Here is a 25007-nt window from a genome sequence, read left to right on the forward strand (position 1 = left end):
CGGTCATGAGCATTCGCGTCAAGATTCTCTGTGTTATCGGTGTTCTCGGTGTGGTGGCCATTATTCTGGCCGGGCTCGGCATTCAGAGCATGCAAGCCTACAACGAGCGGGTAGCGGCTTATGAGAGAGCTTCTGACCGGGCCTATTACGGGTCGCACATCAACCGGCTTGTGACCGGCGTGGTGATGGAATCACGCGGCATCTACGCCTCCACCACTACCGAGGAGGCGGCGCCCTTCGCGCAAGGCTTGCTGCGGCGGCTGGACGAGATTGATGCGCTGCTGGAGAGCTGGAGCCGTCTGGTTCCGGAAAGCGGAGAACAGCGTGACCTGTTCGAGGCTGTGCGCACACGCACCGCGGAGTTTCGCAGCTTCCGGGAGGAAACGGCCCGTCTGGGGACCCAGGTCGACCCCGCTCAGGCCAATATCCAGGGCAATAACATGGCCAACAGGACCAACCGGCGCGCCTATCAGGAAGAGATTGATGCGCTGGTGAACCGCAACCGCGAAGTCCTGGAGGCGATCGAAGCCGAGCTGAGCGGGTATTACTCCTCGCGCGTCATCATACTGTCCATCATCGCGTTTATCGGCGTGGCGGGCGGCCTGCTGTTCGGTCTGTACATCGCCATCTTCCAGGTCAGCCGTCCCCTGAAACAGGTCACGAACGTGCTGGGCCAGGTGGCGGGCGGTGATCTGTCGGTTGAGTTGCCTGAAACCCGCTCGCGCGACGAGATCGGCCAGTTGTGGAGCACGGTGGGTGTGCTGCGCAGCGCCCTTCATGAGGCCGAGACGCTCAAGGCTGAACAGGCGCAGGCGGAAATGCGCCAGCGCGAAGCGGCGCGCAAGGCGACCATCGAGATGGCTGAGCGCTTCGAGGCCGAAGTGGGTGATTTGATCGAGGATGTCTTCCAGGCCGCCTCGCAGGTCTATAATGCTGCGGGCATCGTCAACACAAACGCCAGCCGCTCCAATGAGGAATCCACATCCGCTGCGGCGGCTTCAGAGGAGGCCTCGGCCAATGTGCAGACTGTGGCGGGCGCGTCTGAAGAGCTGTCAGCCTCCATCCAGGAAATCTCGCGTCAGATCAGCGATGCGTCGGGTCTGATCGGCGAGGCGGTCTCCCAGGCCCAGGCCACGGATGCTGATGTGCGCAAGCTGGCCGAGAACGCCGGCAAGGTCGGCGAAATCGTTACACTGATCCAGGGCATAGCCGAACAGACCAATCTTCTGGCCCTGAACGCCACCATCGAGGCGGCGCGCGCCGGCGAGGCGGGCAAGGGCTTCGCCGTGGTCGCCGACGAGGTCAAGGCGCTCGCAACCCAGACGGGTCAAGCCACTGGCGAAATCGAAGCGCAAATGTCAGCCATGAAAGCCGCCACCAATCAGACTGTGGAGCGCATCGCTGATATCGTGAAACGGATCAACGATCTGAACGTGTTGACCGGTGGTGTCGCCGCATCGGCGGAGCAGCAGGGCGCGGCCACGACCGACATCGCCAACTCCATTTCCGAGGCGGCTGCGGGGTCAAGCCAGATCGCCGTGGCGGTTGAAACCCTGAAGCAAATTTCTGACGGCAATACCGAGGCGTCGGGCGAGCTGATGTCGGCTTGCGAGACGCTCAATGGCCGCGCCGGCCAGCTCAAGGACGAGATGACGCGCTTCGTGGCGGGCATCAAGGCGGCCTGATCAAGGTCTGACGCAGCCGGGCCGGGCGGGCTTGTCTCCCGGGCCGGCTGCGCCGCAACTCATATCCCGCCCAGCAGGAAAGCCGCCGTCAGCAACAGCCCGGTGTGCACGCTCATCTTGAAGCGGGCGAGGCAGTCGTCCGGCTTGCCCGGATCAAAGCTCTGAGCGATGTGGAAGAGATGGGCGGCGTAAAGCGCAAAGCCCAGCGCAAACCCCAGCCCCGCCCCGCCGGCCAAACCCGCCGCCAGCGCCAGCGCCGCCGAGGCGATATAGCAGGTCAGAACAAAGGGCTTGACCGCGCTCCCCAGCCGCAGAGCCGAGGATTTCACCCCCGCCAGCGCGTCGTCTTCCTGATCCTGGCAGGCATAGATGGTGTCATAGCCCAGCGTCCAGATCACGGCGGCGGCGTAGAGGAAGAGGATGGCCGGGCTGAACACCGCATCCGCCGCCGCGCCCGCCACCAGCACCCCCCAGTTAAAGGTCAGCCCCAGCCAGGCCTGCGGCCACCAGGTGATGCGCTTCATGAACGGATAGGCCGCCACCAGCGCCAGCGCCGCCAGCGCCGTCCAGATCGCTGGCCAGGGCAGCATGACCAGCACGATGAACCCTACCAGCAATTGGCCGGCGAGGAAGTATTGCGCCTGGCGCAGGGTGATCGTGCCCGCCGCCAGCGGCCGGTCCGCCGTGCGCGCTACGCGCGCGTCCAGATCGCGGTCGATCATGTCATTCCAGGTGCAGCCCGCCCCGCGCATGGCCACCGCGCCGATGGCGAACAGCAGCGCCAGGCGCAGATCATCCCAGCCGAGCCCGGTCTCCAGCCGCGCTGCGGCCAGGCCCATCCAGCACGGAATCGCCAGCAGCCAGAAGCCCACAGGCCGGTCATAGCGCGCCAGGCGCAGATAGGGCCGCGCGAACTCCGGCGCGCGGTCCACCCAGCTCTTGGGCAGGGAATCAGGGACGGGGCGGTCTGGGCTGAGGGTCATGACTTGATGATATGGCGCCGCCCGGGGCCCGGCAAAGCTCGCCTTGCCGCAGGACGCCCGCGCGCGATACACCCGCGCTCATGAGCACCGATCCCCGCCTCTTCGTCGACGCGCCCCTCAATCAAGGCGCCGCCCTGATCCTGGAGCGCGATCAGGCCCATTATCTGGTCTCGGTCATGCGCCGCCAGCCCGGCGACGGCGTGCGGGTCTTCAATGGCCGTGACGGGGAATGGCGCGCCGTGCTTGAGACGTCGGGCAAGCGCGAGGCGCGTCTGGCGCTGACGGACCGCCTGCGCGACCAAACCGCCGGGCCGGACCTGACGCTGTATTTCGCGCCGGTCAAGAAAGCGCGCACCGACTTCATCGTGGAAAAAGCCACCGAGCTGGGCGCGCGCGCCATCATTCCTGTCATCACCCGCCGCACAAACGCCGAGCGGGTGCGCACCGACCGGCTGGGCGCACTGGCGCGCGAAGCGGCCGAACAGACCGAGCGCCTGGACGTGCCGCAGATCGGCGAACCGCTGCGCCTGGACGCTCTGCTTGATGACTGGCCGCCAGGGCGCCGCCTCATCTTCTGTGACGAAACCGGCGGCGCTCCCATGCTGGAAGCGCTTCTGAGCGAGCGGGAGCGAGGGCAAAGCTGGTCTATCCTGATCGGGCCGGAGGGCGGGTTTGCGCCTGAGGAGCGTGACCGGTTCAAAGCGGCGCCGGGCGTGCTGGCGGTCAGCCTCGGCCCGCGCATCTTGCGCGCCGACACCGCCGCCGCTGCCGCGCTCGCCCTGTGGCAAGCCGTGATGGGCGACTGGGAATGAGCCTGGCGAAAGGCGGTGCTGGCGCAGGCTTCAACCGAATATCTGGTTCCACAGAAAGATCACCAGAACGCCCTGAAAAAAGATCGGGACCGATACAGAGAGTGCGCCGATGAGGGCGGCCAGGATCAGCAGGAGGCTGCGCGGGAGGCCCTGAGCGCGCGCGCCCAGGCGTTCAGCGGGCGTGGCGTAGGGCGAGCGGATGATTTCGTCGAGATCGCCAAAACCGCCGCGGGTCAGCAGTACGGCGATCCAGGTCAGGGCCAGAACGCCAAGTGCGATGCAGATCAGCATCCAGTTTCGATAGACGCCGGGCTCGCCGAAGACGGCCCAGTCAATCTCGATCCCCCAAAGCTCCATGACCGGCCCTTATGACAGGCGAGCGCGTCAGGCTTCCGCCCAGCGCGCCATCGCCTCGATCCCCTCGACAACACGCCGAGCATGGCGGTTCAGGAAGCCTGCGTCGAGGGTTTCACCCGCCGCCAGAGCGTCGAGGGCCGCTGCGCCATCGAAATCCACAAACGCTAGCCGCAAGGACAGCTCATGAGCCGGGCGGCCAAAGGCAGAACCGGGCAGGGTGGCCGCGCCGGCCTCTTCCAGCAGGCGCTCGCACAGGGTCTCGCTATCGGTGATCCCGCGCGCCGCCAGCCGCTCGCGCAAGGGATCGAAATTGGGGAAGGCGTAAAACCCGCCCCGGATCGGATTGACCAGGGCGCCGGCTCTCGTGAGGCGCTGCGATACATGATCAGCCAGCGCGGCCAGTATGGCGCGCGAGCGTTCCAGATAGAGCTCGATCTCCGGCCCGCCCTCGAAGGCGGCGATGGCCGCATGCTGGATGGGGGCCGAGACCGAGGTGTAGGTCTCGCTCGCCGCGGCCGCCATGCCCCGGCGCAGCCATGCCAGCGCCTTGGGGAAGGCGAAAAAGCCCAGCCGCCAGCCGCCTGCGCCCGCCCATTTGGAAATCCCGTCCGAAATGATCGTGCCGCCGCGGTAGAAGCAGGCGGTGGAGCGGTGGCGGCCGTCAAACTGCACCCCGCCATAAATCTCGTCCGACAGGAGCAGCATGCGGTGCTCAAGCGCCGCCGCGGCGATCTCGCCCAGCGCCTCGGGCGTGTAGGCCGTGCCGGTGGGATTGCCGGGCGAGTTGAGGATCAACAGGCGCGGGCGTTCGGGGTCCTGCGCGCAGACATCGCGCAGCGCCCCCGCCGTCACGCCCAGCCCGGTTTCGGGATCGGTGGGCAGCCAGGTGATGGGCCGGCCCAGAATCTGGGCCTGGGGCGCGTAGCTGACCCAGCTCGGGGTCGGGATCACCAGATCGCCGTAATAGACCATCTGCAACAGGAACATCAGCTCCTTGGTGCCCGGTCCGACCAGAATGTCCTCCGGGTCGAAATCGAGATCCTGGGTGCGCTTGAGATAGCCGCAGATCGCCTGGCGCAGGGCCGGCAGGCCCTGGACCGCCAGATAATCCTTCTCATGGACATGATCGCGCAGGCGGCGCTGCATCACATCGGGCACGGGGAAGGGGGACTGGCCCAGCCCCAGCCGGGCGATGGTGCGGCCCTCAGCCTGCAGCTGTGCGGAGCGCTCGTTAATGGCCAGGGTCGCCGACAAGCCAAGCCCGCGCACATTGAGGTTCAATTGCACGCTGGGCGAGACGCTCTGCAGAGCAGCGGCGGCGGATTTGGGATCGGTCATGGAAGGATCAATCAGATTGCTTCAGCCCGTGCGAGAACAGGGTGGCCAGATCGGCGAAGAAGGCGCTCATGTCCAGCGGACGCGCTTCGGCGCCCTTCAAAAGGCGCTGGTGCAAAACCGCGATCAGCACGGGCGCATAGAGCGCGAGAGCGGCATGACGCACCCGGTCAGGCGTCTCGCCTGCCGGATCGACGCCCGGCGCCAGTCGCTGCTCCAGCGCCTGCAGGGACGGTTCGATAATGGTGTCGAGATAAGCCCGCGCCACCATCGGGTCATGGATCGATTCCACCAGGGCGAAGGCGTGGGCCTGCGCGAACAGATCGGTATTGGCGCCTTCCAGCGCCAGCGCTCCATAGCCGCTTACCGCCGCCTCCACGCTGGCCTGCGGGGCGGCGGAGCGGGCGAGCCAGTCGCGTGCGCCCTCGGCGAAAAAGGCGATGATGGCGATCACTACCCCGCGCCGGTCGGTGAAGTAATGGCGCAAGGTGGGCTCTGATACGCCAGCCTGTATGGCGAACTGGCGCAGGCTCACAGGAGCATTGCGCTCGGCGATGGCCGTGCGCGCCAGGATCATGAGCAGCTCGGTCTTGCGGTCGGTCACGCCGCGTTCTGCGCGGGCGGTGGACATCGCCATATCAGCCCCTTTGTCTCAGTCCCGGCCTGCAGACGGCGCTGATACGCCGGGGAATCAACGCCCGCCCAGCGGGCATCTTAAGCCCCGCATCCTTTCAGGTCACCTCAGGTGTGGCGTTTGCGGGGCATGGGCGGGGCCGGGCACTGAAAAATATGGCTCCCGCCCTTGTTTCCAGTAGTGTGTATTGCATATACGATACTCGAGTTTCAACGGCTCGTTTCATACGCCCGGATCCGGGCTTCACACTGGGAGGATCCCGATGAGCAAGATCGCCAAATCCGTCTCCGCCCTCGCTCTGGGCGCAGCGATCATGGGGGCGGGCGCTGCGGCGCACGCCCAATACTATGTCTCCGGCTCGGCCGGCTTCAATTTCCAGACCGACAGCAAGAATTCCGGCGCCTTTACAAGCGACTTCGTCACCGGGGACGGCGTCGCCGTACCTGCTGGCGTGACGCTGCCCACGGGTACGGATGTGGGCTGGACGACTGAATTCGACACCGGTCTGTTTGTGGCCGGCGCGGCAGGCTTCCGTTTCAGCGAGGTTCTGCGCGTTGAGGCCGAGCTATCCTGGCTGAGCGCGGACGTGGACACGCACCGCGATGTGCAGGCGGGCGGCAATGCGCTTGGCGCAGCGGATGCTGCGGTGCTGATCACCGGTTCTGCGCCTCTGGGCGTGAGTGTGGCTGATCTGGTCGCGGACGGACGTGGTGATTTGCGTTCGCTGGGCTACGCCATCAACGGCTATTACGATTTCGCAATCCCTGACACCGATTTCAGCCTGTATGGCGGCATCGGACTTGGCGTGGCTGAAGTCAAGGTGCGTTACCGTCCCTCCGACGTCGACATCGTCGATGACACCAAGATGGTGGGTTTCTGGCAGGTGATGGCCGGCGCGTCGTTTGATGTGGCCCCCAACACCGCCCTGTTCGCGGGCTATCGCTACCGTCGTCACAATGACGCCAGCGTCCAGTCCTCCCTGATCCCGGCAGATCTGGATGTCCAGTCGCGCAGCCATATTCTCGAGGCCGGGGTGCGCTTCACCTTCTAGCCCCCTGTCCCTGGTGGACTCACCCACGGTCCGCGAGAGCGCCCTGCAGGCCCCTGTCTGCAGGGCGTTTCCTTGTGTGCAGGGGCGAAGCGGGCCTATCGTGCGCCGCAACACGGCCTTTCAAGCAGGAGACACCCCCATGCGCGCCCTTATCTGCAAGGATTTCGCCCCCTATCAGCAGCTCACCGTGGAGGAGGTGCCCGAACCGGCCCTCACCGACGGTTTCGTAATGCTGGACGTGAAGGCGGCGGGGGTGAACTTCCCCGACATCCTGCTGGTGGAGGGCAAATACCAGATGAAGCCTGAACTGCCCTTCGTGCCGGGCATGGAGGCGGCGGGCGTGGTGAGCGCCGTGGGCGGGGACGTGAGCGGCGTCAAGGCCGGCGACCGGGTGATTGCGGCCACCATGCTGGGCGCTTTCGCCGAGAAAGTGCCTGTCCACGCCAGCCAGGTCGTGCCCATGCCCGATGGCATGAGCTTTGAGGAGGGCGCGGCCCTGACCACCATCTATGGCACCAGCTGGCACGCCCTGAAGGACCGCGCGAAGCTGAAGGCGGGCGAAACCGTGCTGGTGCTGGGTGCTGCGGGCGGCGTGGGCATCGCCACGGTGCAGCTGGCCAAGGCGGCGGGCGCGACGGTGATCGCGGCGGCGAGTTCTGACGAGAAGCTGGCCTTCTGCCGCGAGAACGGGGCGGACGAGACCATCAATTACGCCACCGAAGACCTCAAGGCGCGCGTCAAGGAGCTGACCGGCGGCAAGGGCGTGGACGTGGTCTATGATCCCGTCGGCGGCGATCTGGCCGAAGCCGCGCTGCGCGCGTCGGGCTGGGATGCGCGCTATCTGGTGATCGGTTTCGCAGCCGGCCCGATCCCGAAAATCCCGCTCAATCTCGCTTTGCTCAACTCGCGCAACATACTGGGTGTGTTCTGGGGCGCCTGGGCAGGCCGTTTTCCGCGTGAGAACGCAGGCAATATCAAGGAAATCTTCGACATGTTCGAAGCTGGCAAGATCCGGCCTCCGGTATCGGCGAGCTATCGTCTGGACGACTATGCGCGCGCCTTCGAGGACCTGCTGGAGCGCCGGGTCCGCGGCAAGGTGGTGCTCACCCCGTAGGCGGCGCGATCAGACCAGGCGCGGCCGGGGGCGTTCGCCGCGGATATGGACCGTCTCCACGTCGGAGAACTCCGAAGGCGGCACGTAATCGCGCCGGAACCAGGGATAGCGTGAGGAATCGAAGATCTCGCGCAGCCAGTCGATGGCCTTGCGCGAGCGGGTCACCTTGCGCTGTTCGGGGTGGTAGACCATCCACAATGTGATGGGCACCTGCAGCTCCAGATCCAGATGGATCAGCGAGGGCTCGACCTTGGCGGCGTAGGTGGGCAGGAGCGAGATCACCGCTCCTGCCTTGACCGCCTCGATCAACGCAATGGCGCTGTCCGTGGTCAGGGACGGATTCAACATCTGCTTGATGGCGGCCGCTTCGCGCGGCCAGTGTGTCTGTTGCTCGCGGTAGCTGACAATATCGGCTGTGCGGTGCATCAGAACATCCGCCAGTCCCTTGGGTGGTCCGTAAGTATCAAGATAATGGCGTGAAGCAAAGGGAACATAGTGCAATGTGGCCAGTTCTGTGGCTACATGGCTCATGCGTTTTGATTCGGACATCTGGAGGGCGATATCGCACTGTTCCAGGGTGTTTTCACCATCAGTGCGCGTGCTGATCTCCAGCGAAATATTGGGGTTGGCCTCCACAAAGCCGGTCAGATGGCGCGCAATCCAGTAGCCGGCCACGCCTTCCGGGGCGGACAGCCGCACCCGGTCAGAATCAGCCCGGTCCGCTTGGTGGGCGATGCGCTCGATATCGCCCGCCGTGCTCTGCATGATCTGGACCTGGGTCCAGATGCGCTCGCCAACATCGGTCAGCTCGATGCCTTCGGCCAGGCGCGTGACCAGGCGCGCGCCGATGCGCGTCTCCAGCTGGTCGAGGCGCCGGCTGACCGTGGGCTGGCCTATGCCCAGCTTGCGCGCCGCCCCGCTCATCGACCCGGCCGAAACCAGGGCGTGAAAGATGCGCAGATCGTCCCAGTCGAAAAGTGGGGCTTTTCCAGTCATGCGTGCAACCTAAACGTTTTTCGCATGGGGGTCATTCCAAGATCACAGAGGCGCAGGCGCATCAGAATTCGTAAACGAAGTCTTAACCTTGAGTGGGGGTGAGATGCGAGACCACATTACGCTTTCCAGTGCCGAAGGGCCAGACGCCCTGCGGACAGAACGGCTGCGGGCCGTGCTGGGGGCGCGTGGCTTCTCAGCATCCGCTGATATTGACGATATTCGCGACGCCCTTGAATTGGGCGCCAGCGCGTTGGGCGAGGCGCTGGTGGCGGCTGAAACGGTGGCGGCCTGCGAGGCGCGCACCGGACGCTGTTTCTTCATCCGCCGCGGTCCTGACGGACGCGCAGACGGCTTTATCGCCCTGCTATATCTCAATGATGAGGGTTATCAGGCGCTCATGTATGGCCGTTTTACGCCCGAGGCGCCTGAGCTGTCCCATCTCGCTGCGCGCGATGAGCGGGCGCTGGCGATTTATGTGTGGTGTCTGGCCGGGCGCGGCGTGGACGACAAGCGCGCCGTGGTGCGCGCCGTCACCGAAGCGCGCCGCGAGGCGTTTCCCGACATCGCCCTGTTCGCCCGTCCGGTGAGCCGGGAGGGGCGCATGATGACCGCGGCGCTGGATGCGCCCTCCGCCGGTGCGGCTTGGCTCGGATGGGTGCCGGCCTCGCCCCCCGAATTGCGGGGGAGCTGATCATGGACGGCACGCCCCTGTCCCAGTTCGAACCTCCGGTCACGGTCCGGGTGGCGCGCACCATGGATGATCTCCAGCGCGTGGCCGTGGTGCGCGCGCTGGTCTACATGTCCGAACAGGCTTGCCCCTATGAGGAGGAGTTTGACGGCAATGACTTCGCCGGCGCCACCCATTTGATCGCCGAGGCGGGCACGGAGCCGCTAGGCTGTCTGCGCCTGCGCTGGTTTGCTGATTTCGCCAAGGTGGAGCGGGTGTGCGTACGGCCGGGCCACCGCTCGGGCCGGGTCGCGCGCACCCTGATGACCGACGCCATCGCGCTCATCCGCCGGAAAGGTTACCGGCGTTTTGTCGGGCATGTGCAGCAGCATCTGATCCCATACTGGAAAAGATATGGCTTCATCCACCGGGCCGAGCGCGGCGTGTTCGTGTTCTCCGACCGGGCCTATGCCGAGATGGAAGGGCGCTATGAGCGCCTGCCCAACGCTTTGAGCGTGGATTCCGACCCGCTGGTGCTGGATCGCCCCGAGGGCGAGTGGGACCGGCCCGGACCGCTGGACAAGTCGGTTCAGCGCGGCGTCTCGCCCGACCAGTTCAACCGCCGGCCCGCGCCGGCCCCGCAGAAGGCGGACTGATATGTTGCCAGGCGTTCCCGTACTGCTGTGTCTTGATCTGCAACAGGAGTTCGTGGCCCAGGGCCGCCCCTGGGCGGATCCGGACGGGGACTGCGTGGCCGCGACCTGCGCGCGGATTATCGCCGGGGCGCGCGATTCAGGCTGGTCGCTGGTTCATACCCATCTCTATCAGGGCGCCCCGATGATCGCCGGGCACGGCTTGACCCAGCCGATACCGGGCTGCGAGCCGCGCCCGGGCGAGGTTTTGCTGCGCCGCGCAGGCGTCTCGGCCTATGCCCACCCTGATCTCGAGGGTCTGCTCGAAGGCTGGGGCGGCCGGGCCTATCTGATCGGCTTTTCTGCGCCCATGTCGCTGACCGCCACCCTGTTTGATTCCAGTGATCGCGGCCATGGCCTGACCCTGATCGAGGAGGCGGTGGGCGCCGCTGATGTCGGTGAATGGGGCGCCGAGCACACCCGCGCCCTGTGCATCGACACGGCGCGCAAGATGGACCGTGCGATCCGCCTTAATGATGTGGAGGGGCTGTCGCTTCCTGCGCCTGTATCCGCTGGGGGGCTGCGCATCGCGTGAGCGCCCGCGCTTGCCTTTGACGGCGCATGATGGTGGTCTGGCCTGGAACAGACATGCCCGGAGGCCGTCATGATCCGCACCATTTCAGCCCTTCTCGCCGCTTCAGGTTTGAGCCTTGCCAGCACGCAAGCTGGCGCTGAAGAGCGCCCCTGGGCGCTGGTCCTGCATGGAGGCGCGGGCGTGATCGAGCGCGCCGACATGGATGCCGACACCGAGGCCGCCTACCGCGCCGCCCTGAGCGATGCGCTGGCGCTCGGCGCGGCCATGCTGGAGAGCGGCGCTCCGGCCATTGATGCGGTCGAAGCAGTGATCCGCATCATGGAAGATGAGGCGCTGTTCAATGCCGGGCGCGGGGCGGTGTTCACCTCGGACGGCCGCATCGAGCATGACGCTTCCATCATGCGCGCCTCGGACCGTCAGGCGGGCGCGGCGGCGGGCGTGCGCGGCGTGCGCCATCTCATCTCGCTGGCGCGCGCGGTGATGGACGAAAGCCCCCATGTCATGCTGCAGGGCGCGGGCGCTGAAAGCTTCGCCGACGAGCAGGGGCTGGAGCGAGTGGAGGAGAGCTATTTCTTCACCGAGCGGCGCTGGGCGGCGATGGAGCGTCAGGTGCAGTCCCTGGGCCTGCCGGTTCCGCCCCGACCCGAAGGCGCACCGGAACCCGAACCGGTGCGCGAGGGTTCCTTGCTGGAAGATGCGCGCAGCCATCGCTTCGGCACGGTAGGCGTGGTGGCGCTGGACCGCACAGGCGAGCTGGTGGCGGGCACGTCCACAGGCGGCACCACCGCCAAGCGCTGGGGCCGGGTGGGTGATTCACCCGTGATCGGCGCGGGCACCTATGCGGGCGGAGCGTGCGGGGTGTCAGCCACGGGCACGGGCGAGTATTTCATCCGCCTGTCAGTGGCTGCGCGCATATGTGCGCGCATTGATCTGGCGGGCGAGGACGGCCAAACCGCCGCGGACGCCGTGATCCAGGACGAGCTTACCGCTATGGGCGGCGATGGCGGAGTGGTGATGATCCATGACGGTACTCCGCTTTGGAGTTTCAACACCTCGGGCATGTACCGCGCTTCCCAGATCGCGGGCGGCGAGCCGGTGGTGGCGATCTTCGATGATGAAGGCTAGCGCGACTTACGCCGCAGGGACGGGTCGTCGCGCAGGCGCTCCACGCAGGCTTTCAACTCGGGCGTGGAGGAGACCGGAAACACCTGGTGTATCTCTGTGTCCAGCGGGAACAGGGTGACGCCGGGCACATCCTCGAGATGTCGGGCATGGCCCGTATCCATGGGGTGAGGCTTTGGGTAGTAGAGATGGACTGCGCCCTTCCAGTCCCTGAACAGGGGCTTGGTGTCCAGAAGCCGCCCGGGGATGCGCGCATCCAGGCGGTCGCGCAGCGTCTTGACCCGGGTTTCCTCGGGCGGGGTATGGGTGGCGCCTGAAAAGGAAATCGCATTGCCGACTGATGTGACCGCCGCATATTGCAGGGCCGGAAAGCCGGACGCGGAATTACCCACATAGAAGGCGAAGGGATAGGGCTCAGCCTGCGCCTCGATCCAGCGCATGCCCTCCTCCAGGCGCCCGAAGAAGGGGCCGAAACCGTGCTGGAAAATCAGATTTTGACGGTCCCCCAGGATCAGGAGCGACATGTCCAGCTCCTGCAGCGCCCGCCACAGGAAGAATTCTCCCCATTCGGCGCCCTTGGACGGCCCGTTGCTGCGCGCCATCATGATCGCCAGCCCGCTCTTGCCGGTCTCGAAAAGCCGTGCGCCATTGCGCGGCAGCAAGACCTTGCCGGTGCGCGCAAACCGGCGCAGCTCGGCCATGTCGGTGCGTTCCACCCGGCCCTTGAACTGCCCCTGGAACACCAGCGCATCCGGCAAAGGGCTCAGGAGCTCTTCGCAGGCCTTAAAAAAAACGTCGATGCCAGCGCCAGAGCGCTGGTTCCAGACGGCTTCGGCCAGCTGGAAGAAATCGTAGAAGGATGCGTGGCCGTAGCGTTCATACCGCTCCAGGCATTGCGCCACATGGGCTTCCAGCGCATCCCGCGATGCGTCAACAGATATCCGTTCCATTATTGTGCAAGCGCCTCTTGGCTGAGCGTCCATCGGGAGATTGCACATTTGCACAAGGGTCGTCGAGAAGGCGCGCCACGTGCGACTTGAGGTCCTGGGTGGAGGAGATCGGGAAGATTTGGTGGACCTCGGTCTCCACGGGAAAGAGGCTGACGCCGGGAATATCGGCTAGGTGACGGGCGTGAATATTATCCACCGGATGGGGCGCGGGAAAATACAGATGCGCCGCCCCGCGCCAGCCCTCAAACAGCGGCTTCACGTCAAGAACCCTGCCGGGAATGCGTGAGTTCATGCGCTCGCGCATGAGCAGGACGCGCGTCTCCTCGGGCGGATGATGCGTGCCCCCTGAATAGGTGATGGCGTTGGCGATGGTCGTGGTGGCTGCAAACTGCAGGGCCGGAAAGCCGGACGCGGAATTGCCCACATAGATGGCGAACGGATAGGGCTCTGCCTGCGCCTCGATCCAGCGCAAGCCCTCCTCAAGGCGCCCGTAAAACGCGCCAAAACCGCGCTGGAAAATCAGATTTTGACGATCCCCCAGGATAAGCAGCGACATGTCCAGCTCTTGCAGCGCACGCCACAGGAAGAACTCGCCCCATTCAGCGCCGCGCGATGGTCCGTTGCTACGCGAGAGCATAATCGCCAGGCCGCTCCTGCCGGTCTCAAACAGGCGCGCCCCGTCATGTGGAAGCAAACGTTTGCCGCCACGGACAAAGCGGCGCAGCTCGGCCATGTCCGTGCGCTCGATCCGGTCCTTGAATCGGCCCTCGAAGACCAGCTCTTCGGGTAGAGGGCTCAGGAGTTCTTCGCAGACGGCGAAAAATGTGTCGATCCCGGCGCCGGAGCGCTGGCGCCAGACCGCTTCAACCAGTTGGAACAAGTCGAAAAAGGATGCCTGCCCAAAGCGTTCATAAGAGGCCAGACAACGTCTGATATGCGCTGTGAGCGCGTCTTGAGAGGCGTCAATCGGCAAGCGGTCCATACAGCCTCATCTGCCCTGTTTCGGGGGTCAGGCATGAAATGTAACCGATCTCGGCCCTGCTTCCTATGGGGGCGCCCGCGCAGGCGCCTTAGCGCCGCCCGTCGCGGATGAAGTCGCGTGTATCGCGCGCCAGCGCCTCAATGGAGGGCTGGTGCAGATACATCATGTGGCCGGCCTCGTAATAGGTCAGCGTGATCTGGTCGCGGTCAAAGCCGGGCCGGTTGAACACCAGCTCCACCGGATAGAAGGGCGTGGCCAGATCATAAATCCCGTTAGCGGCGAACACGCGCAGATCATGATTCTGGCGCATGGCGCGCGCGATCCAGGTGGCCACATTGACGTAGGAATTGCGCCCGCCGGCCTCTCCGGCATCCCAGTTCCAGCTGGGGATTCCGCCCAGCGTCACATAGGGGCGGGTGATGTCGACGCCCAGATTGCGGGTGAAGTGGTCGAGCATGGCGGCGGTATAGGCGCCGTCAATGCCATAGCCGGACGGATCGCCCTCCGGGTTTTCGCGCGCAGCGTCCGGCTCGATGCCGGTGAAGCGCGAATCAAACCGGCCCACCGACAGGCCCTGATCGCGCAACAGCTCGGTGCGGAAGCGGTTGAGACTGACGCGCAGCTCGGCGCGGCGGACGAAATCGGCCGACAGGCCGGTAAAGGCCGCATAGCGCGCCGCGATCTCGTTCTGGCGCTCGCGCGGCAGGCTTTGTCCGGCGAGAATCGCGGGCAGGTATTCGTTGCTGGCGAAGGCGCGCGCCTCATTGAGGAAGCGGTCGTGATCGCCGTCCCAGGCTGAACGGTCCACCAGATCGTGATACCAGGCCGTGGCCGCATATCCGGGAATGGCGGCGGCGAAAGCGATCTCATTGCCGTCATGGGTGCGGTTCAGGGAGAAGTCGAGAATGGTGGAGACCAGCACCACGCCATTGACCGCCACATTGTTCCAGCTCAGCTCCAGCTGGCGCATCAGCGCGCCGATGCGCGTGGTGCCATAGCTTTCCCCGATCAGGTATTTGGGCGAGTTCCAGCGCTGATGCTCCGACAGCCAGCGGCGCATGAACTGGCTGATGGCTTCCGCGTCCTCATTGACGCCCCAGAAGGTGGAGCCTTGCGTCTCGCCCAGCGTGCGGCTCCAGCCCGTGCCCACCGGATCGATGAACACCAGATCGGCCGCGTCCAGCAGCGTCTCGGGGTTTTCGCGCACCGTGTAGGGCGCCGCGCCGTCATCAGCCGGATCAGACGGCAGCACCACGCGCTGGGGCCCGTACATGCCCATATGCAGCCAGAGCGAGGCTGAGCCGGGCCCGCCATTGAAGATGAAGGCCACGGGCCGGTTGCGCGGATCACTGACGCCCTCGCGCAAATATGTGGTGTGGAAGATGGCCGCCGTGGGCGTCTCGTCCGCGTCGCGCAGGAACATCTCCCCGGCGATGGCGCGATAGCGGATGCGCTCACCATTGACGCTCACCTGTCCGCGGCTTTCCCAGGTGCGCGGCTCGCTCTGGGCGGGGGTTCCCGCATCGCGGGCGGAGGCGGCGGGCGCAGCGAGCAGAACGGCGCTCAGCATCAGGACGATCAGACGGACCATGGTTTTCCTCCCCCTTGGGATATCTGGATTTTCTGGCGCGCATCGGACCGCCCCCGAAGCCACGGGTCAAGCGCAGCGGCGCTCACGCTGGCGTTACCGGCGTCTTGGCGGGCGCAGAACATTGCCATCACCCGGGTGCGGGGCTAATCGGGTGAATGACGGATTGCCCAAGCCTGAATGCGGACCCATGACGCCATGACCCTGACGCTCGCCGACCCCAAAGCCACGCCCTTCCTGGCCGATCTTCAGGCGCGCGGGCTCGTTCACCAGACCACGCCGGAGCTCACCGATGCGCTGATCGCGGCGGAAAAACCGCCGCTCTATGTGGGCTTCGACCCCAGCGCGCCGAGCCTGCATGCGGGCAATCTGATCCCGCTTCTGGGCATGGACCGCTATCGTCAGCGCGGCGGGCAGGTGATCGTGCTGCTGGGCGGCGCCACCGGGCTGATCGGCGACCCGTCAGGCAAGGACGCCGAGCGCAATTTGCAGGCGGAAGCCGATGTGCTGGCCAATATCGAGAGCCAGAAGGCCCAGTTCGAGACGATGTTCGCGCGCACGGACGGCCCGGCGCCGATCTTCGTCAACAATGCCGACTGGTATCGCGGCATGGATGTGATCACCTTCCTGCGCGAGATCGGCAAACACTTCTCGGTCAATGCGATGCTGACCAAGGACTCGGTGCGCAACCGCATCGAGAGCCGTGATCAGGGCATCAGCTTCACCGAGTTCTCCTACCAGCTCCTGCAGGGCTATGACTTTGTCCACCTGCACCGCGAGCACGGCTGCCGCATCCAGATGGGCGGCTCGGACCAGTGGGGCAATATCGTCGGCGGGGTTGATCTGTTGCGCCGCATGGAAGGCGTTCAAGGCCACGCCCTGACCTATCCCCTGCTGACCAATTCGGAAGGCAAGAAATACGGCAAGTCGGAGAAGGGCGCGGTCTGGCTCGATCCCGAACGCACCAGCCCTTACGAATTCTACCAGTTCTGGCTCAACACCGCCGACGCGGACGCGCCACGCTTCCTGTCCTGGCTGACCGATATTGATCTCGGGGCCCTGAAAGAGCTGAGCGACGCGCCGGCCCATGAACGCCGGGCGCAGAGGGCGCTGGCCGAGCTCTTGACCGTGCGCGTCCATGGCTCACGAGCCGCCGCGCTGGCCGAGGAAGCCAGCGCGGTGATCTTCTCGGGACGCTCGGACAATCTCAGCGCCGAATTGATCGAGATGATCGCCAGGGCCGTCCCGACTCTGGAGGCGGGCGAGGGGCCTTGCGTGCTCATTGACGCCATGGTGGCGCTGGGTGCGGCGGGCTCCAAGGGCGAGGCGCGCCGGCTGATCGCCCAGAATGCTGTGTCGGCCAATGGCCAGAAGCTGAACGAGGACAGCGCCGACCTCGGCGATCACCGGGCCGGCGCGGGCGCCGTGGTGCTCTCGGTGGGCAAGGCCAAGCGCTTCCTCGTGCGGTTTCCCGCCCGGTAGGGCTCAGTAGCCGGGGCGCCAGATACCGTCCGCGCCCTGGCACATGAAGACCTGGGCGCCATTGCCCGAGGCCATGTAGCGGCAGGCCGCGCCCGGGGGCGGAAGCTGGGCAGAGCTGGCGGTATAGGTGCGGGCCGGGGGCTGCTGGGGATGGCCGTAGTCTTCCCCGCCCATCAGGACGCCGCCGGAGGACGGCGCGCCATACCCGTCATAGCCGTAGCCGTAATCATCACCCGCATAGCCGTCATAGCCATAGGAGGAGTGGCTGTAGGCGTGAGGATCATGGCTGTGGGCGTAGCCGCCATGATATGCGCCGTGATGGCCATGATGACCGTGAACGGCTTGCTGGCGCGGGAACTGGTTGCAATTGGTGTTGCCGGTCACCGCCGCGCCCGCCAGCGCGCCGATGGCGCCGCCAGCCACCACTGCGCCGGCATTGGACGAGTTCGAGCGCTGCTGATGGTGATGATGACGCCCGCCCCTGTGACCCCGGTGCCCGTATCGCGGGGGCGGGGCGGTGTTGCGCGGCTTGGTGGCGTTATGAACCTGCGCCCCGGCCACAGCGCCCAGAAGGCCGCCGACCACGGCGCCTGTGACCTGGCGGTTCTGCTGCTGACGCACGCACTGCTCATAGGTCATCTGCGGCGCATAGTGGGAATGGGCCGAATAATGCTGGGCCATGGCGCCAGGCGCTGCGAACGCGCCAGCCGACAGGGCGGCGAGTGAAGCAAGGGCGTATTTCATGGCGGTCTCCTTCGCATGACCGGGGAGGCGGGGCCTCCATGACAAGTCTTACGCAAATCCTAAGCCGTTGGCGATGAGCCTGAGATGAACAGAGCTCGGGTTCTTTGTTCTTGCGGCGGCGGATACAGAAACGGGCCCGGTGCGAACCGGACCCGTTTCCCCTGTCCCCGGTCCCGTCCCCATGGGCCTGGTAAGGGAGCTCAGAGGGTTATTGCAGGCGGGCGACCTGCCACTGGCCATAATGGTCGCGGCACATGCGCACCCGGTCATAGACGATCTGGCCGTTGGGCATGAAGATCTCCGCGTCGCCCCAGCGGCACTGGCGCGAATTCCAGGTGTGATAGTCACGCGCATAGACCACGCCGCGCACGCCCGAATGCGGATTGTGCCAGTAGAACGGGTTGCCGGTATTGAACGACTGGTAGACGCCGTAGGTGTAATGGCCCCGGTCGCATTCATTGAGCGACGCCCCGATGCCTGCGCCCAGCAGCCCGCCGCCCAGATAGCCGTACGGATCGCCGTCGGTTACAGCCGCGCCGAAGATGGCGCCGATCAGAGCGCCCGCGATCACGGCGTCGCCGCGCGGACGGCAGAAGCTGTCCACATAGTTGAAGGTGTGGCGCGAGTAATGCGTGGTGAAGCGCGTATGGTAGCGCCAATTGCGCTGCACCGGGAAGTGATGGATGTGCCTGTAAACCACCCGGGTGCGCGGTGCGCGGTGATGATGGTGGTGCACCGTGCGCGAACGGTGAGTCGCGTGGCGATTGGACTGGTGGTGGCGCTGCTGGCTGTGATGCTGGCGCTGCTGAGATCCGCGGTAGGACGGGCCGGAACGCTGTTGGCCGCCGCGCGCATGCTGGCTGCGCTGCTGATTGCCCTGATACTGGCGTTGCCGGTTCTGCTGAGCGCTCTGCGGACGGCGTTGCTGCTGTGCGCCTTGAGAGCGGCGCTGTTGCTGCGCGCCCTGCTGGCGGCTTTGCTGCTCGGTCGAGACCTGGCGCGCGCCGCCTTGGCGGCCTTGCCACTGGCCGCCACGCTGCTGCTGGGCCTGCGGACGCGGGGTTCCGGCGGGCTGGTTGCGCATTTGCGGGTTCCGGGCGCTGCGATTGGCCTGTGAAGCTTCACGCTGCCTGGCTTGCGCGCTCTGCTGGCGCTGGCGCTGGGGCGCGCTTTGCTGCCGCTGGGGCGCGGGGCGCGACTCCCGGCGTTCAGAGCGGTTATTGCGCGATTGGGCAGCGGGCCGGCTCTGGCGCTGCTGGGGCGCGGCGCGGCGGTTATTACCCCGGCTTTCACGGCTGCGGCGTTCCTGGGCCGCCTCAGCAGCGGCGGAAGCGGCGGCCTGGGGCGCAGGGGCGGGAGTGACGAGATCGGGAGCGCCAGCCAGGACAACCGCCAGCGCCGTTGCAGCGAGGAGCTTTGTAAGCATCGCGCAGGGCCTTTCTGTTCGGGCGCCGGATTGTCTCCGGCAGATTAATGTACGTTAAGGATTGAAGCCTGACCTGAACATGAACAGGCCGGTCATGTTCGTGCAGCCCAGTCCTGACAGGGTTTGCGGCCATGCCGCTTGACCGTTGCGGCCTGCAGCGTTCACAAGCGCGGCCATGAAAAGACGCCGCCCATCTCCCGCCCGCAGCGCGCCCCGTCGCGCCACCCTGACCGCCCAGACCCTGGGCGCGCGTGGCGACGCCGTCTTGCCCGGGCCGATCTATGCGCCCGGCCTGCTGCCGGGGGAAACCGCCGAGCTGGAGGTGCGCGGCGAGCGCGGTCGGGTGGTGCGCCGGCTGACCGATTCCCCTGACCGCGTTGCGCCGTTTTGCCCGGTGGCTGACCGGTGCGGCGGTTGCTCGGTTCAGCATTTCAGACCTGAAGCTTATCGCGCCTGGAAGCGCGATCTGGTGGTTCAGGCGCTATCACGCGCCGGGATCGAGGCTGAGGTGAGGCCCCTGATGGACGCCCATGGCGAGGGGCGCCGGCGCGCGACCTTTCACGCCATGATGATTGGCGGCCGGCTGGTGTTCGGCTTCATGGAGCGCGCAGGCGACCAGATTGTCGACCTTGAAGACTGTCCTGTCGCCCACCCCGCCATACGCGCCGCCATCCCGGCCCTGCGCACGCTCGCCCGCGCCGCAATTCACCCCAGGCGCAGGCTGGAGATCGCCGTGGCGGCCAGCGATGCGGGCCTGGATGTGGCGCTGACGGGGGCGGACACGCTGGAACTGGCCATGCGCGAAAGCGCGGCGGACAGCGCCGGCCGTCATGGCTGGGCGCGCGTGACGATCAATGGCGATCCGGTGTTCAAGATGGCCGATCCCGCCCTGAAAGTCGGCCGCGCCTCGGTCATGCCGTCTCCCGGCGGGTTCCTGCAGGCGACGGCGGCGGGCGAGGCGGTGCTGGCGGCCATCGTGATGGAGGCGGCGCAGGGCGCTGCGAAGGTCATTGATCTCTATGCCGGGTCGGGCGCCTTCGCCCTGCGCCTGGCGGAGCTGGCGCCGGTGCTGGCGGTGGAGGGCGATGCCGGGCCGTTGGGCGCCCTTAATCACGCCGCCCGGCGCACGCCGGGGCTCAAACCCGTCGACGCCAAGGTGCGCGATCTGGCGCTGGAGCCCTTGAGCGTGTCTGAGCTGGCCGGCGCTGACCTGGTCGTTCTCGACCCGCCGCGCGCCGGAGCGAAAACCCAGTGCGAGCGCCTGGCCGACTCGAGCGTCCCGGTGATCGTCTCCATCTCCTGCAACCCGGCCACCTTCGCCCGCGACGCGGCGATCCTCATCGAGGGCGGTTACCGCATGGGAACCGTCACCCCGGTCGACCAGTTCGCCTGGACCGGCCATGTGGAAGTGGCGGCGGTGTTCAGGCGGGGGTGAACCTCACCCCTCCAGCGCCTTCACCAGATACGGCAGGCTCACATCCATGCGGTAGTCGATGCCCGAATGGTCGTCGGGGAATTCCTGATACTCGTGCGGCACGCCCAGCGCGTTGAGGCGGGCGTGGAGGCGCCGGGCGCCGTAGACCAGGTCATACTGGTCCACATCGCCGCAATCGATGAACAGGCCTTTCAGGCGCTTGAGATCGCCGTGATGGCGCTCCACCAGGGTGAGCGGATCCCATTGCAGCCAGTTGGCCCACAGCGCATCAATCCTTTCGCAGGTATCGGGCGTCACCGGCAGGCGCACGCCGAAGGGCTGACTGGGGTCCGGGTCATAGGTGGCCGCCATGGCCAGCGTCATCAGCACATGGATGTCGGAGCCGGCGGGTTTGGGATTGGCCTCGAACGCTTCCATGAAGCCTTTCACTCCGCCCTTCTTGGCCAGCGCACGCAGGGCGCCGGGGAAGTCGCGCGCATAGCACAGCTCGAACCCCATATCGCCCGAATGACAGGCCGCTGCGGCCCACACATCGGCGTGGAGCATGGCGTGCACCATCGCGCCATACCCGCCCGAGCTCTTGCCGAACACCGCCCGGCGCCCGGCGCCGCCGCAATTGAAGCGCGCCTCCACCGCGGGCACGAACTCGGTGGTGACCACATCGGCCCAGGGGCCCATGACCGTCGAGTTGATATACTGATTGCCGCCCAGCCGCGTGAAACAGTCGGGGAAGGCCACCACCGCCGGCGCCATGACGCCAGAGCCGATCAGCCGGTCGAGGCGCTCGGGCACGTTCTCGCCGAAATTCTTCCAGGCGGTATGCGACAGCCCGCTCCCCGTATAGCCGGTCAGATCCACCAGCAGCGGCAGGCCCGCGCCATCGTGGCCGTGGGGCGTATAGATATCGATGGCCCGCACATGCGGATCGTCCAGGAAATTGCCCTTCAGGAGCGCGCTCTCCACATTCATGCGCGTGATCGTTCCGGCGGGGTGATTATGGCGGGCGGTCATGGCAGGCTCCTTTTACGCGGGGCGGCGGCTGCGGAAGGCGGCGGTCAGCGTGCCGTCATCAAGATAATCAAGCTCGCCCCCCACCGGCACGCCGCGCGCCAGCGAGGTGAGGGCGACGCCCGTCCCGGCCAGCTTGTCGGCGAGGAAATGGGCGGTGGTCTGGCCGTCCACCGTGGCGTTGAGGGCCAGGATGATCTCGCTGACATCGCCATCGCGCGCGCGCTCGATCAGGCGGGCGATATTGAGCTCGTCCGGCCCGATCCCGTCGATGGCCGACAGCACGCCGCCCAGCACGTGATAGCGCCCCTTGAACGCGCCCGCGCGCTCCAGCGCCCACAGATCGCTCACCGTCTCCACCACGCAGATCACGCCGGGTTCCCGGCGCGGATCGCGGCACACCGTGCACGGATCGGTGATGTCCAGATTGCCGCACACCTGACACGGCGTGATCTTCTCGGCCGCCTCGGCCAGAGCCTGCGCCAGCGGGCGCATGACCGTGTCACGTTTTTGCAGCATCTGCAGCGCCGCCCGCCGTGCCGAACGCGGTCCCAGCCCGGGCAGTTTGGCCAGCAGTTGGATCAGCCGCTCAATCTCAGGTCCGGCCGCCGCCATGGGACTTGGTCTCCACACTTTGATTCGCTGATGGGGAGTGTAGCGCGGGCGGATGAAGCGTGCGCGAGGGCGGAGCGGTAGGGCTGGGTTTGTCTTTTCTCCGCGCTTGCACGGTAGGGGGACCCTCGAAGGACTGGAGGGGGAATCGGCAGATCACATGAACTCATGTCCTGCCCCCCGCGTTTCCCCGGCGCAAGCCGGGGTCCAGATGCGCCGGTGTTTCCGGGTCCCGGCGTGCGCCGGGCAAACGCAGATTGGGGGATGTTGGGGAGAGACAGTCAGACGCCGGCGCGCCTCACCCTTGTGGGACAGTTTGTGGGACAGTCCAAAGGCGAGAAAGCCAATTATGCCAGTGAGATAAGGGCTTAGGAAAAATTGGTAGCGGGGGAGAGACTCGAACTCTCGACCTCAGGATTATGAGTCCGGTTTCAGCTCAATAATATCAATATATTAGCCCCTCCGTGCAGCGTCCGTGCAGCGTGATTTAGCCGGAGCGGGTGTAACTGGGCGGGAATGCGTTCCCGTTTATTTCTCGCTCCGGGAAAGCGAAGTCCTAGAAAAACCCGGGTCCTGGGAACCGGGTCATGAGGGTGCTCGCGGTGATTTTGGCGCCCTAACCCATATGGGCCTAGCCAGAGCCCAGCAGCCTGGCCGCAACACCTTCAGCCGCCTGGGCATCCCGGTCGTCATCGCGGAACAGATACCCATAGGTGTCGAACGTCATCTGGATCGAGGCGTGGCCCATGAGGTCCTGGATGCGTTTTGGACCCATACCCTGCTCGATGAACAGCGCCGCTGCTGCGTGCCGGAGATCGTGAAAGCGGAAGACGGGTTTGCCTTCCTGATCGACAAGCCCTGCGGCCTTCATCGCCGGGACGAAACGCCGGTTCCAGATGTTTGAGCCGCTTTCAACGCGCCCAGCCCCGTTTGGGAACACCAGCTGTGCCGGGCCTGTGGGGCATCTCAGCTTCCAGGCCTTGAGCTCGTGAATGAGATTGGCGCCCATGGGAATGTCACGATGCCCCTTGCGGGTCTTGGTTGCCTTGATGGTCCCCGTCTCACGCGCAGAGCGCCGGACGCGGATCACACGCTCCTCAAAACGCACATCATCCCAACTCAGGGCGCGCAGCTCGCCCCGGCGCAAGCCGGTGAGCATGGCGGTCAGAAACAGGACGCGCGTGTCCGGATCGGATGCGGCCAGCAGCCGTTGCAGCTCTCTGCGCTCGGGCAGGCGTTTTTGAAACTGGCTCGCCCCACACACCCTGATCTGCTTGTCGATGATGACATTGCGGCCAACCTGCCCGCGCCGCTGGGCGTCGGTGATGATCCGCTTGAGCGTGGCCAGAACCTTGCGCGCCATCACCGCTGATGCTTCCGCTGTAAGACTGTCTATAAATTCATAGACCCGGCGCTCTGATAGGTGGGTGAGCAGCAATTCGCCCAGGCGCGGAGAGATATGCACCCGCACATGCTGCTCATACTGGTTCCAGGTGGACGGCTCGAGCGTCTTGACGGCGGCGGATTCCATATAGGCCGCACAAGCCTCGCGCACCGTGACGGTCTGATCGTCCATCACCAGCGTGCCCGCCCGGATTTGCGCCTTCACCTGATCCAGAAAGGCGTCTGCGTCTCTCTTGCGATCAAAATTCCTGTTCCGACGGTTTCCCGCCGGATCGACGAAATCCACCAGCCACCGCGTCTTCCCGGACGGCAAGACACGTTTCCTGACCGATGCCATTTTTCCGCTCCCTTGATAAAAGCCTATTGACGCAGTCATTCGCTTCAGGCATAGACATGCAGCGAATGATTTCAGACGTCAAGGGGCAAACAAGTGGCAAGTGGCAATTTTGACGATATCGAGTGGGTCGCCTCTCAGCTCCGGCTAGATTGGCGTGAGCGGCAGTTCCTGACCGACGCAGAGGCCATTGGCAGCGCTGTTGAAGAACCTGTCGCCAGGAAGCGTACCGCCACCGAAAAGCAGGGGGGCGCGCTTTCCCGGTTCGCCAGCGAGGCGGCGCTTAGGCATTTGCAGTCCGCTGGATGGATACGATCAATCAAGGTCCAGAAGATCGGGGACGATTATCGACCCGCGGTAGGCTGGATGCGCCTATGGCGGCTTCGGGACATACTTAAGGCGGAGCTGGCCTTGGGGCTGGCGGACTACGCCGATCTACACCTGCTCAGCGCGGTCAGCCTTTTGCGCGGTATACCCGGCCAATCAACACAGGAGCCGGGCTGCACGGTCGCTGATGTCATATGCGAAGATTGGGTGCGGTATACGCTATTCTGGTTTGCCTTGGAGAGCGCAGACGCACAGACCCGAGTTGACGCGGCAGAGGCAGTAACGAGCGCTCCAGAGAGCGCTGTTGAATATCATCATGCGAGGGACCCGCTGTTGCGTCTGGTAGATCGCAGGTGGCTGTTCGGCACGAACCTTCCTGTGCCACCCCAGTACGTCACCGGCGAAAGCTGGGAGCTTCTGGCAGACGTGAGGTCGCTAGCGAACCGGACATTCGATGTCGAGTTCCTGTTCGACCGGTATGCCAGCACGAATACCGCTGAGTGCAGACTTGTTGAGCTTGATGACAATCGGGTCAATGTGGCGCGCAGATGCTTTGACCAGCCCGTCGCGGCAGTGGAGCTCAACCTGGCCCAGCCTCTGAGGCGGTTCCTTCACCGGAACCGGGATCAAGGGAGGCGCCAGATGCCGTAGCCGCGCCCTCGCCAAGAGCGGTCAATCCCGACCGGCAAAACCACCCCCGAAAGGAGGTGTCCCAAAATCAGCAATAACGAG

General features: G+C 65.6%; 25 protein-coding genes and 1 tRNA gene. 12 read left to right on the forward strand and 14 right to left on the reverse strand.

Going from position 1 to position 25007, the window contains the following annotated elements; all coding sequences use genetic code 11:
• The first annotated feature begins 5 nt into the window (after window positions 1–5).
• On the forward strand, window positions 6–1685 hold the full coding sequence (locus tag F1654_RS13310; RefSeq protein WP_150024050.1) for a methyl-accepting chemotaxis protein: 1680 nt from the start codon (window positions 6–8) through the stop codon (window positions 1683–1685).
• Window positions 1686–1744: 59 nt separating this feature from the next.
• Here the strand turns inward: F1654_RS13310 and ubiA are convergent, their stop codons facing one another.
• Entirely contained in the window at window positions 1745–2668 is a 924-nt protein-coding gene (ubiA, locus tag F1654_RS13315) for a 4-hydroxybenzoate octaprenyltransferase (protein WP_150024051.1), read from the reverse strand.
• 80 nt (window positions 2669–2748) lie between these two features.
• Here ubiA and F1654_RS13320 point away from each other — a divergent pair, with 80 nt between their 5' ends.
• Window positions 2749–3480, forward strand: coding sequence for a 16S rRNA (uracil(1498)-N(3))-methyltransferase (locus tag F1654_RS13320; protein WP_150024052.1), 732 nt, complete (start codon window positions 2749–2751; stop codon window positions 3478–3480).
• 30 nt (window positions 3481–3510) lie between these two features.
• Here F1654_RS13320 and F1654_RS13325 read toward each other — a convergent pair whose 3' ends face one another.
• Genes F1654_RS13325 through F1654_RS13335 form a run of 3 tightly spaced genes read right to left on the reverse strand, consistent with a single transcriptional unit; the run spans window position 3511 to window position 5809 of the window.
• Complete coding sequence (locus F1654_RS13325) at window positions 3511–3837, reverse strand: hypothetical protein (protein WP_150024053.1); 327 nt, start codon at window positions 3835–3837, stop codon at window positions 3511–3513.
• Window positions 3838–3864: 27 nt separating this feature from the next.
• A complete protein-coding gene (locus F1654_RS13330) occupies window positions 3865–5175 on the reverse strand; it encodes a pyridoxal phosphate-dependent aminotransferase (RefSeq protein WP_150024054.1) in 1311 nt (436 codons plus the stop codon).
• Between the two features lie 7 nt (window positions 5176–5182).
• Window positions 5183–5809 (reverse strand): TetR/AcrR family transcriptional regulator, encoded by a 627-nt coding sequence (locus F1654_RS13335; protein ID WP_150024055.1) that lies wholly within the window; start codon window positions 5807–5809, stop codon window positions 5183–5185.
• Window positions 5810–6068: 259 nt separating this feature from the next.
• Here F1654_RS13335 and F1654_RS13340 point away from each other — a divergent pair, with 259 nt between their 5' ends.
• Entirely contained in the window at window positions 6069–6857 is a 789-nt protein-coding gene (locus F1654_RS13340; protein ID WP_150024056.1) for an outer membrane protein, read from the forward strand.
• Window positions 6858–6996: 139 nt separating this feature from the next.
• Window positions 6997–7971, forward strand: a complete 975-nt coding sequence (locus F1654_RS13345; protein WP_150024057.1) for an NADPH:quinone oxidoreductase family protein — start codon at window positions 6997–6999, stop codon at window positions 7969–7971.
• A 9-nt stretch (window positions 7972–7980) separates the two neighbouring features.
• Here the strand turns inward: F1654_RS13345 and F1654_RS13350 are convergent, their stop codons facing one another.
• Complete coding sequence (locus tag F1654_RS13350) at window positions 7981–8967, reverse strand: LysR family transcriptional regulator (RefSeq protein WP_150024058.1); 987 nt, start codon at window positions 8965–8967, stop codon at window positions 7981–7983.
• Window positions 8968–9139: 172 nt separating this feature from the next.
• On the opposite strand from F1654_RS13350, the gene F1654_RS13355 reads away from it, so the two are divergent.
• The 4 genes from F1654_RS13355 (at window position 9140) to F1654_RS13370 (ending at window position 11986) form a co-directional block, all read left to right on the forward strand.
• The gene (locus F1654_RS13355) at window positions 9140–9658 is read left to right on the forward strand and encodes a hypothetical protein (protein ID WP_233205303.1); all 519 of its coding nucleotides are present in this window, start codon (window positions 9140–9142) and stop codon (window positions 9656–9658) included.
• A 2-nt stretch (window positions 9659–9660) separates the two neighbouring features.
• Complete coding sequence (locus F1654_RS13360) at window positions 9661–10290, forward strand: GNAT family N-acetyltransferase (RefSeq protein WP_150024060.1); 630 nt, start codon at window positions 9661–9663, stop codon at window positions 10288–10290.
• A gap of 1 nt (window position 10291) precedes the next feature.
• Complete coding sequence (locus F1654_RS13365; RefSeq protein ID WP_150024061.1) at window positions 10292–10861, forward strand: cysteine hydrolase family protein; 570 nt, start codon at window positions 10292–10294, stop codon at window positions 10859–10861.
• A 69-nt stretch (window positions 10862–10930) separates the two neighbouring features.
• The gene (locus F1654_RS13370) at window positions 10931–11986 is read left to right on the forward strand and encodes an isoaspartyl peptidase/L-asparaginase family protein (protein WP_150024062.1); all 1056 of its coding nucleotides are present in this window, start codon (window positions 10931–10933) and stop codon (window positions 11984–11986) included.
• Here the strand turns inward: F1654_RS13370 and F1654_RS13375 are convergent.
• The 3 genes from F1654_RS13375 to F1654_RS13385 all read right to left on the reverse strand — a co-directional run bounded on the left by F1654_RS13375 (window position 11983) and on the right by F1654_RS13385 (window position 15506).
• Complete coding sequence (locus tag F1654_RS13375) at window positions 11983–12933, reverse strand: hypothetical protein (protein WP_150024063.1); 951 nt, start codon at window positions 12931–12933, stop codon at window positions 11983–11985. The two genes, F1654_RS13370 and F1654_RS13375, sit on opposite strands and share 4 nt — an antisense overlap.
• On the reverse strand, window positions 12914–13915 hold the full coding sequence (locus F1654_RS13380; RefSeq protein ID WP_150024064.1) for a hypothetical protein: 1002 nt from the start codon (window positions 13913–13915) through the stop codon (window positions 12914–12916). Before F1654_RS13380 ends, F1654_RS13375 begins: the two co-directional genes overlap by 20 nt.
• Before the next feature lie 88 nt (window positions 13916–14003).
• On the reverse strand, window positions 14004–15506 hold the full coding sequence (locus tag F1654_RS13385; protein ID WP_150024065.1) for a S10 family peptidase: 1503 nt from the start codon (window positions 15504–15506) through the stop codon (window positions 14004–14006).
• 195 nt (window positions 15507–15701) lie between these two features.
• Between F1654_RS13385 and tyrS the strand changes: the two genes are divergently transcribed.
• Window positions 15702–16985 (forward strand): tyrosine--tRNA ligase, encoded by a 1284-nt coding sequence (gene tyrS, locus F1654_RS13390; RefSeq protein ID WP_199200586.1) that lies wholly within the window; start codon window positions 15702–15704, stop codon window positions 16983–16985.
• A 3-nt stretch (window positions 16986–16988) separates the two neighbouring features.
• Here tyrS and F1654_RS13395 read toward each other — a convergent pair whose 3' ends face one another.
• Together F1654_RS13395 and F1654_RS13400 are read right to left on the reverse strand one after the other, a co-directional pair.
• Window positions 16989–17729, reverse strand: coding sequence for a hypothetical protein (locus tag F1654_RS13395; RefSeq protein ID WP_150024067.1), 741 nt, complete (start codon window positions 17727–17729; stop codon window positions 16989–16991).
• Window positions 17730–17937: 208 nt separating this feature from the next.
• Window positions 17938–18399: a hypothetical protein gene (locus F1654_RS13400; protein ID WP_233205304.1), complete on the reverse strand. Its 462-nt coding sequence runs from the start codon at window positions 18397–18399 to the stop codon at window positions 17938–17940.
• Window positions 18400–18450: 51 nt separating this feature from the next.
• Here F1654_RS13400 and F1654_RS13405 point away from each other — a divergent pair, with 51 nt between their 5' ends.
• Both F1654_RS13405 and F1654_RS13410 read left to right on the forward strand, forming a co-directional pair.
• Window positions 18451–18846 (forward strand): hypothetical protein, encoded by a 396-nt coding sequence (locus F1654_RS13405; RefSeq protein WP_150024069.1) that lies wholly within the window; start codon window positions 18451–18453, stop codon window positions 18844–18846.
• 484 nt (window positions 18847–19330) lie between these two features.
• A complete protein-coding gene (locus F1654_RS13410) occupies window positions 19331–20590 on the forward strand; it encodes a class I SAM-dependent RNA methyltransferase (protein ID WP_150024070.1) in 1260 nt (419 codons plus the stop codon).
• Between the two features lie 3 nt (window positions 20591–20593).
• On the opposite strand, the gene F1654_RS13415 is transcribed toward F1654_RS13410, so the two are convergent.
• The 4 genes from F1654_RS13415 to F1654_RS13430 form a co-directional block, all read right to left on the reverse strand.
• Window positions 20594–21601: an alpha/beta hydrolase gene (locus F1654_RS13415; RefSeq protein ID WP_150024071.1), complete on the reverse strand. Its 1008-nt coding sequence runs from the start codon at window positions 21599–21601 to the stop codon at window positions 20594–20596.
• A 12-nt stretch (window positions 21602–21613) separates the two neighbouring features.
• Window positions 21614–22213 (reverse strand): recombination mediator RecR, encoded by a 600-nt coding sequence (recR, locus tag F1654_RS13420; protein WP_150024072.1) that lies wholly within the window; start codon window positions 22211–22213, stop codon window positions 21614–21616.
• 376 nt (window positions 22214–22589) lie between these two features.
• A tRNA-Ser gene (locus F1654_RS13425) sits at window positions 22590–22674 on the reverse strand.
• A 167-nt stretch (window positions 22675–22841) separates the two neighbouring features.
• Window positions 22842–23819, reverse strand: a complete 978-nt coding sequence (locus F1654_RS13430; protein ID WP_233205305.1) for a tyrosine-type recombinase/integrase — start codon at window positions 23817–23819, stop codon at window positions 22842–22844.
• A 225-nt stretch (window positions 23820–24044) separates the two neighbouring features.
• On the opposite strand from F1654_RS13430, the gene F1654_RS13435 reads away from it, so the two are divergent.
• Window positions 24045–24926, forward strand: coding sequence for a hypothetical protein (locus F1654_RS13435; RefSeq protein ID WP_150024074.1), 882 nt, complete (start codon window positions 24045–24047; stop codon window positions 24924–24926).
• Window positions 24927–25007 lie beyond the last annotated feature (81 nt).

This window comes from Alkalicaulis satelles (assembly GCF_008630495.1).
In the GTDB taxonomy this organism is placed as follows: Bacteria; Pseudomonadota; Alphaproteobacteria; order Caulobacterales; family Maricaulaceae; genus Oceanicaulis; species Oceanicaulis satelles.

Coding starts and splice junctions, on each gene's coding strand:
- F1654_RS13410 (WP_150024070.1), top strand. CDS start 19,331: ATGAAAAGACGCCGCCCATCTCCCGCCCGCAGCGCGCCCCGTCGCGCC.
- F1654_RS13415 (WP_150024071.1), bottom strand. CDS start 21,601: ATGACCGCCCGCCATAATCACCCCGCCGGAACGATCACGCGCATGAAT.
- F1654_RS13325 (WP_150024053.1), bottom strand. CDS start 3,837: ATGGAGCTTTGGGGGATCGAGATTGACTGGGCCGTCTTCGGCGAGCCC.
- F1654_RS13310 (WP_150024050.1), top strand. CDS start 6: ATGAGCATTCGCGTCAAGATTCTCTGTGTTATCGGTGTTCTCGGTGTG.
- F1654_RS13370 (WP_150024062.1), top strand. CDS start 10,931: ATGATCCGCACCATTTCAGCCCTTCTCGCCGCTTCAGGTTTGAGCCTT.
- F1654_RS13335 (WP_150024055.1), bottom strand. CDS start 5,809: ATGGCGATGTCCACCGCCCGCGCAGAACGCGGCGTGACCGACCGCAAG.
- ubiA (WP_150024051.1), bottom strand. CDS start 2,668: ATGACCCTCAGCCCAGACCGCCCCGTCCCTGATTCCCTGCCCAAGAGC.
- F1654_RS13395 (WP_150024067.1), bottom strand. CDS start 17,729: ATGAAATACGCCCTTGCTTCACTCGCCGCCCTGTCGGCTGGCGCGTTC.
- F1654_RS13320 (WP_150024052.1), top strand. CDS start 2,749: ATGAGCACCGATCCCCGCCTCTTCGTCGACGCGCCCCTCAATCAAGGC.
- F1654_RS13350 (WP_150024058.1), bottom strand. CDS start 8,967: ATGACTGGAAAAGCCCCACTTTTCGACTGGGACGATCTGCGCATCTTT.
- F1654_RS13340 (WP_150024056.1), top strand. CDS start 6,069: ATGAGCAAGATCGCCAAATCCGTCTCCGCCCTCGCTCTGGGCGCAGCG.
- F1654_RS13405 (WP_150024069.1), top strand. CDS start 18,451: ATGATGGTGGTGCACCGTGCGCGAACGGTGAGTCGCGTGGCGATTGGA.
- F1654_RS13385 (WP_150024065.1), bottom strand. CDS start 15,506: ATGGTCCGTCTGATCGTCCTGATGCTGAGCGCCGTTCTGCTCGCTGCG.
- F1654_RS13330 (WP_150024054.1), bottom strand. CDS start 5,175: ATGACCGATCCCAAATCCGCCGCCGCTGCTCTGCAGAGCGTCTCGCCC.
- recR (WP_150024072.1), bottom strand. CDS start 22,213: ATGGCGGCGGCCGGACCTGAGATTGAGCGGCTGATCCAACTGCTGGCC.
- tyrS (WP_199200586.1), top strand. CDS start 15,702: ATGACCCTGACGCTCGCCGACCCCAAAGCCACGCCCTTCCTGGCCGAT.
- F1654_RS13360 (WP_150024060.1), top strand. CDS start 9,661: ATGGACGGCACGCCCCTGTCCCAGTTCGAACCTCCGGTCACGGTCCGG.
- F1654_RS13375 (WP_150024063.1), bottom strand. CDS start 12,933: ATGGAACGGATATCTGTTGACGCATCGCGGGATGCGCTGGAAGCCCAT.
- F1654_RS13365 (WP_150024061.1), top strand. CDS start 10,292: ATGTTGCCAGGCGTTCCCGTACTGCTGTGTCTTGATCTGCAACAGGAG.
- F1654_RS13345 (WP_150024057.1), top strand. CDS start 6,997: ATGCGCGCCCTTATCTGCAAGGATTTCGCCCCCTATCAGCAGCTCACC.
- F1654_RS13380 (WP_150024064.1), bottom strand. CDS start 13,915: ATGGACCGCTTGCCGATTGACGCCTCTCAAGACGCGCTCACAGCGCAT.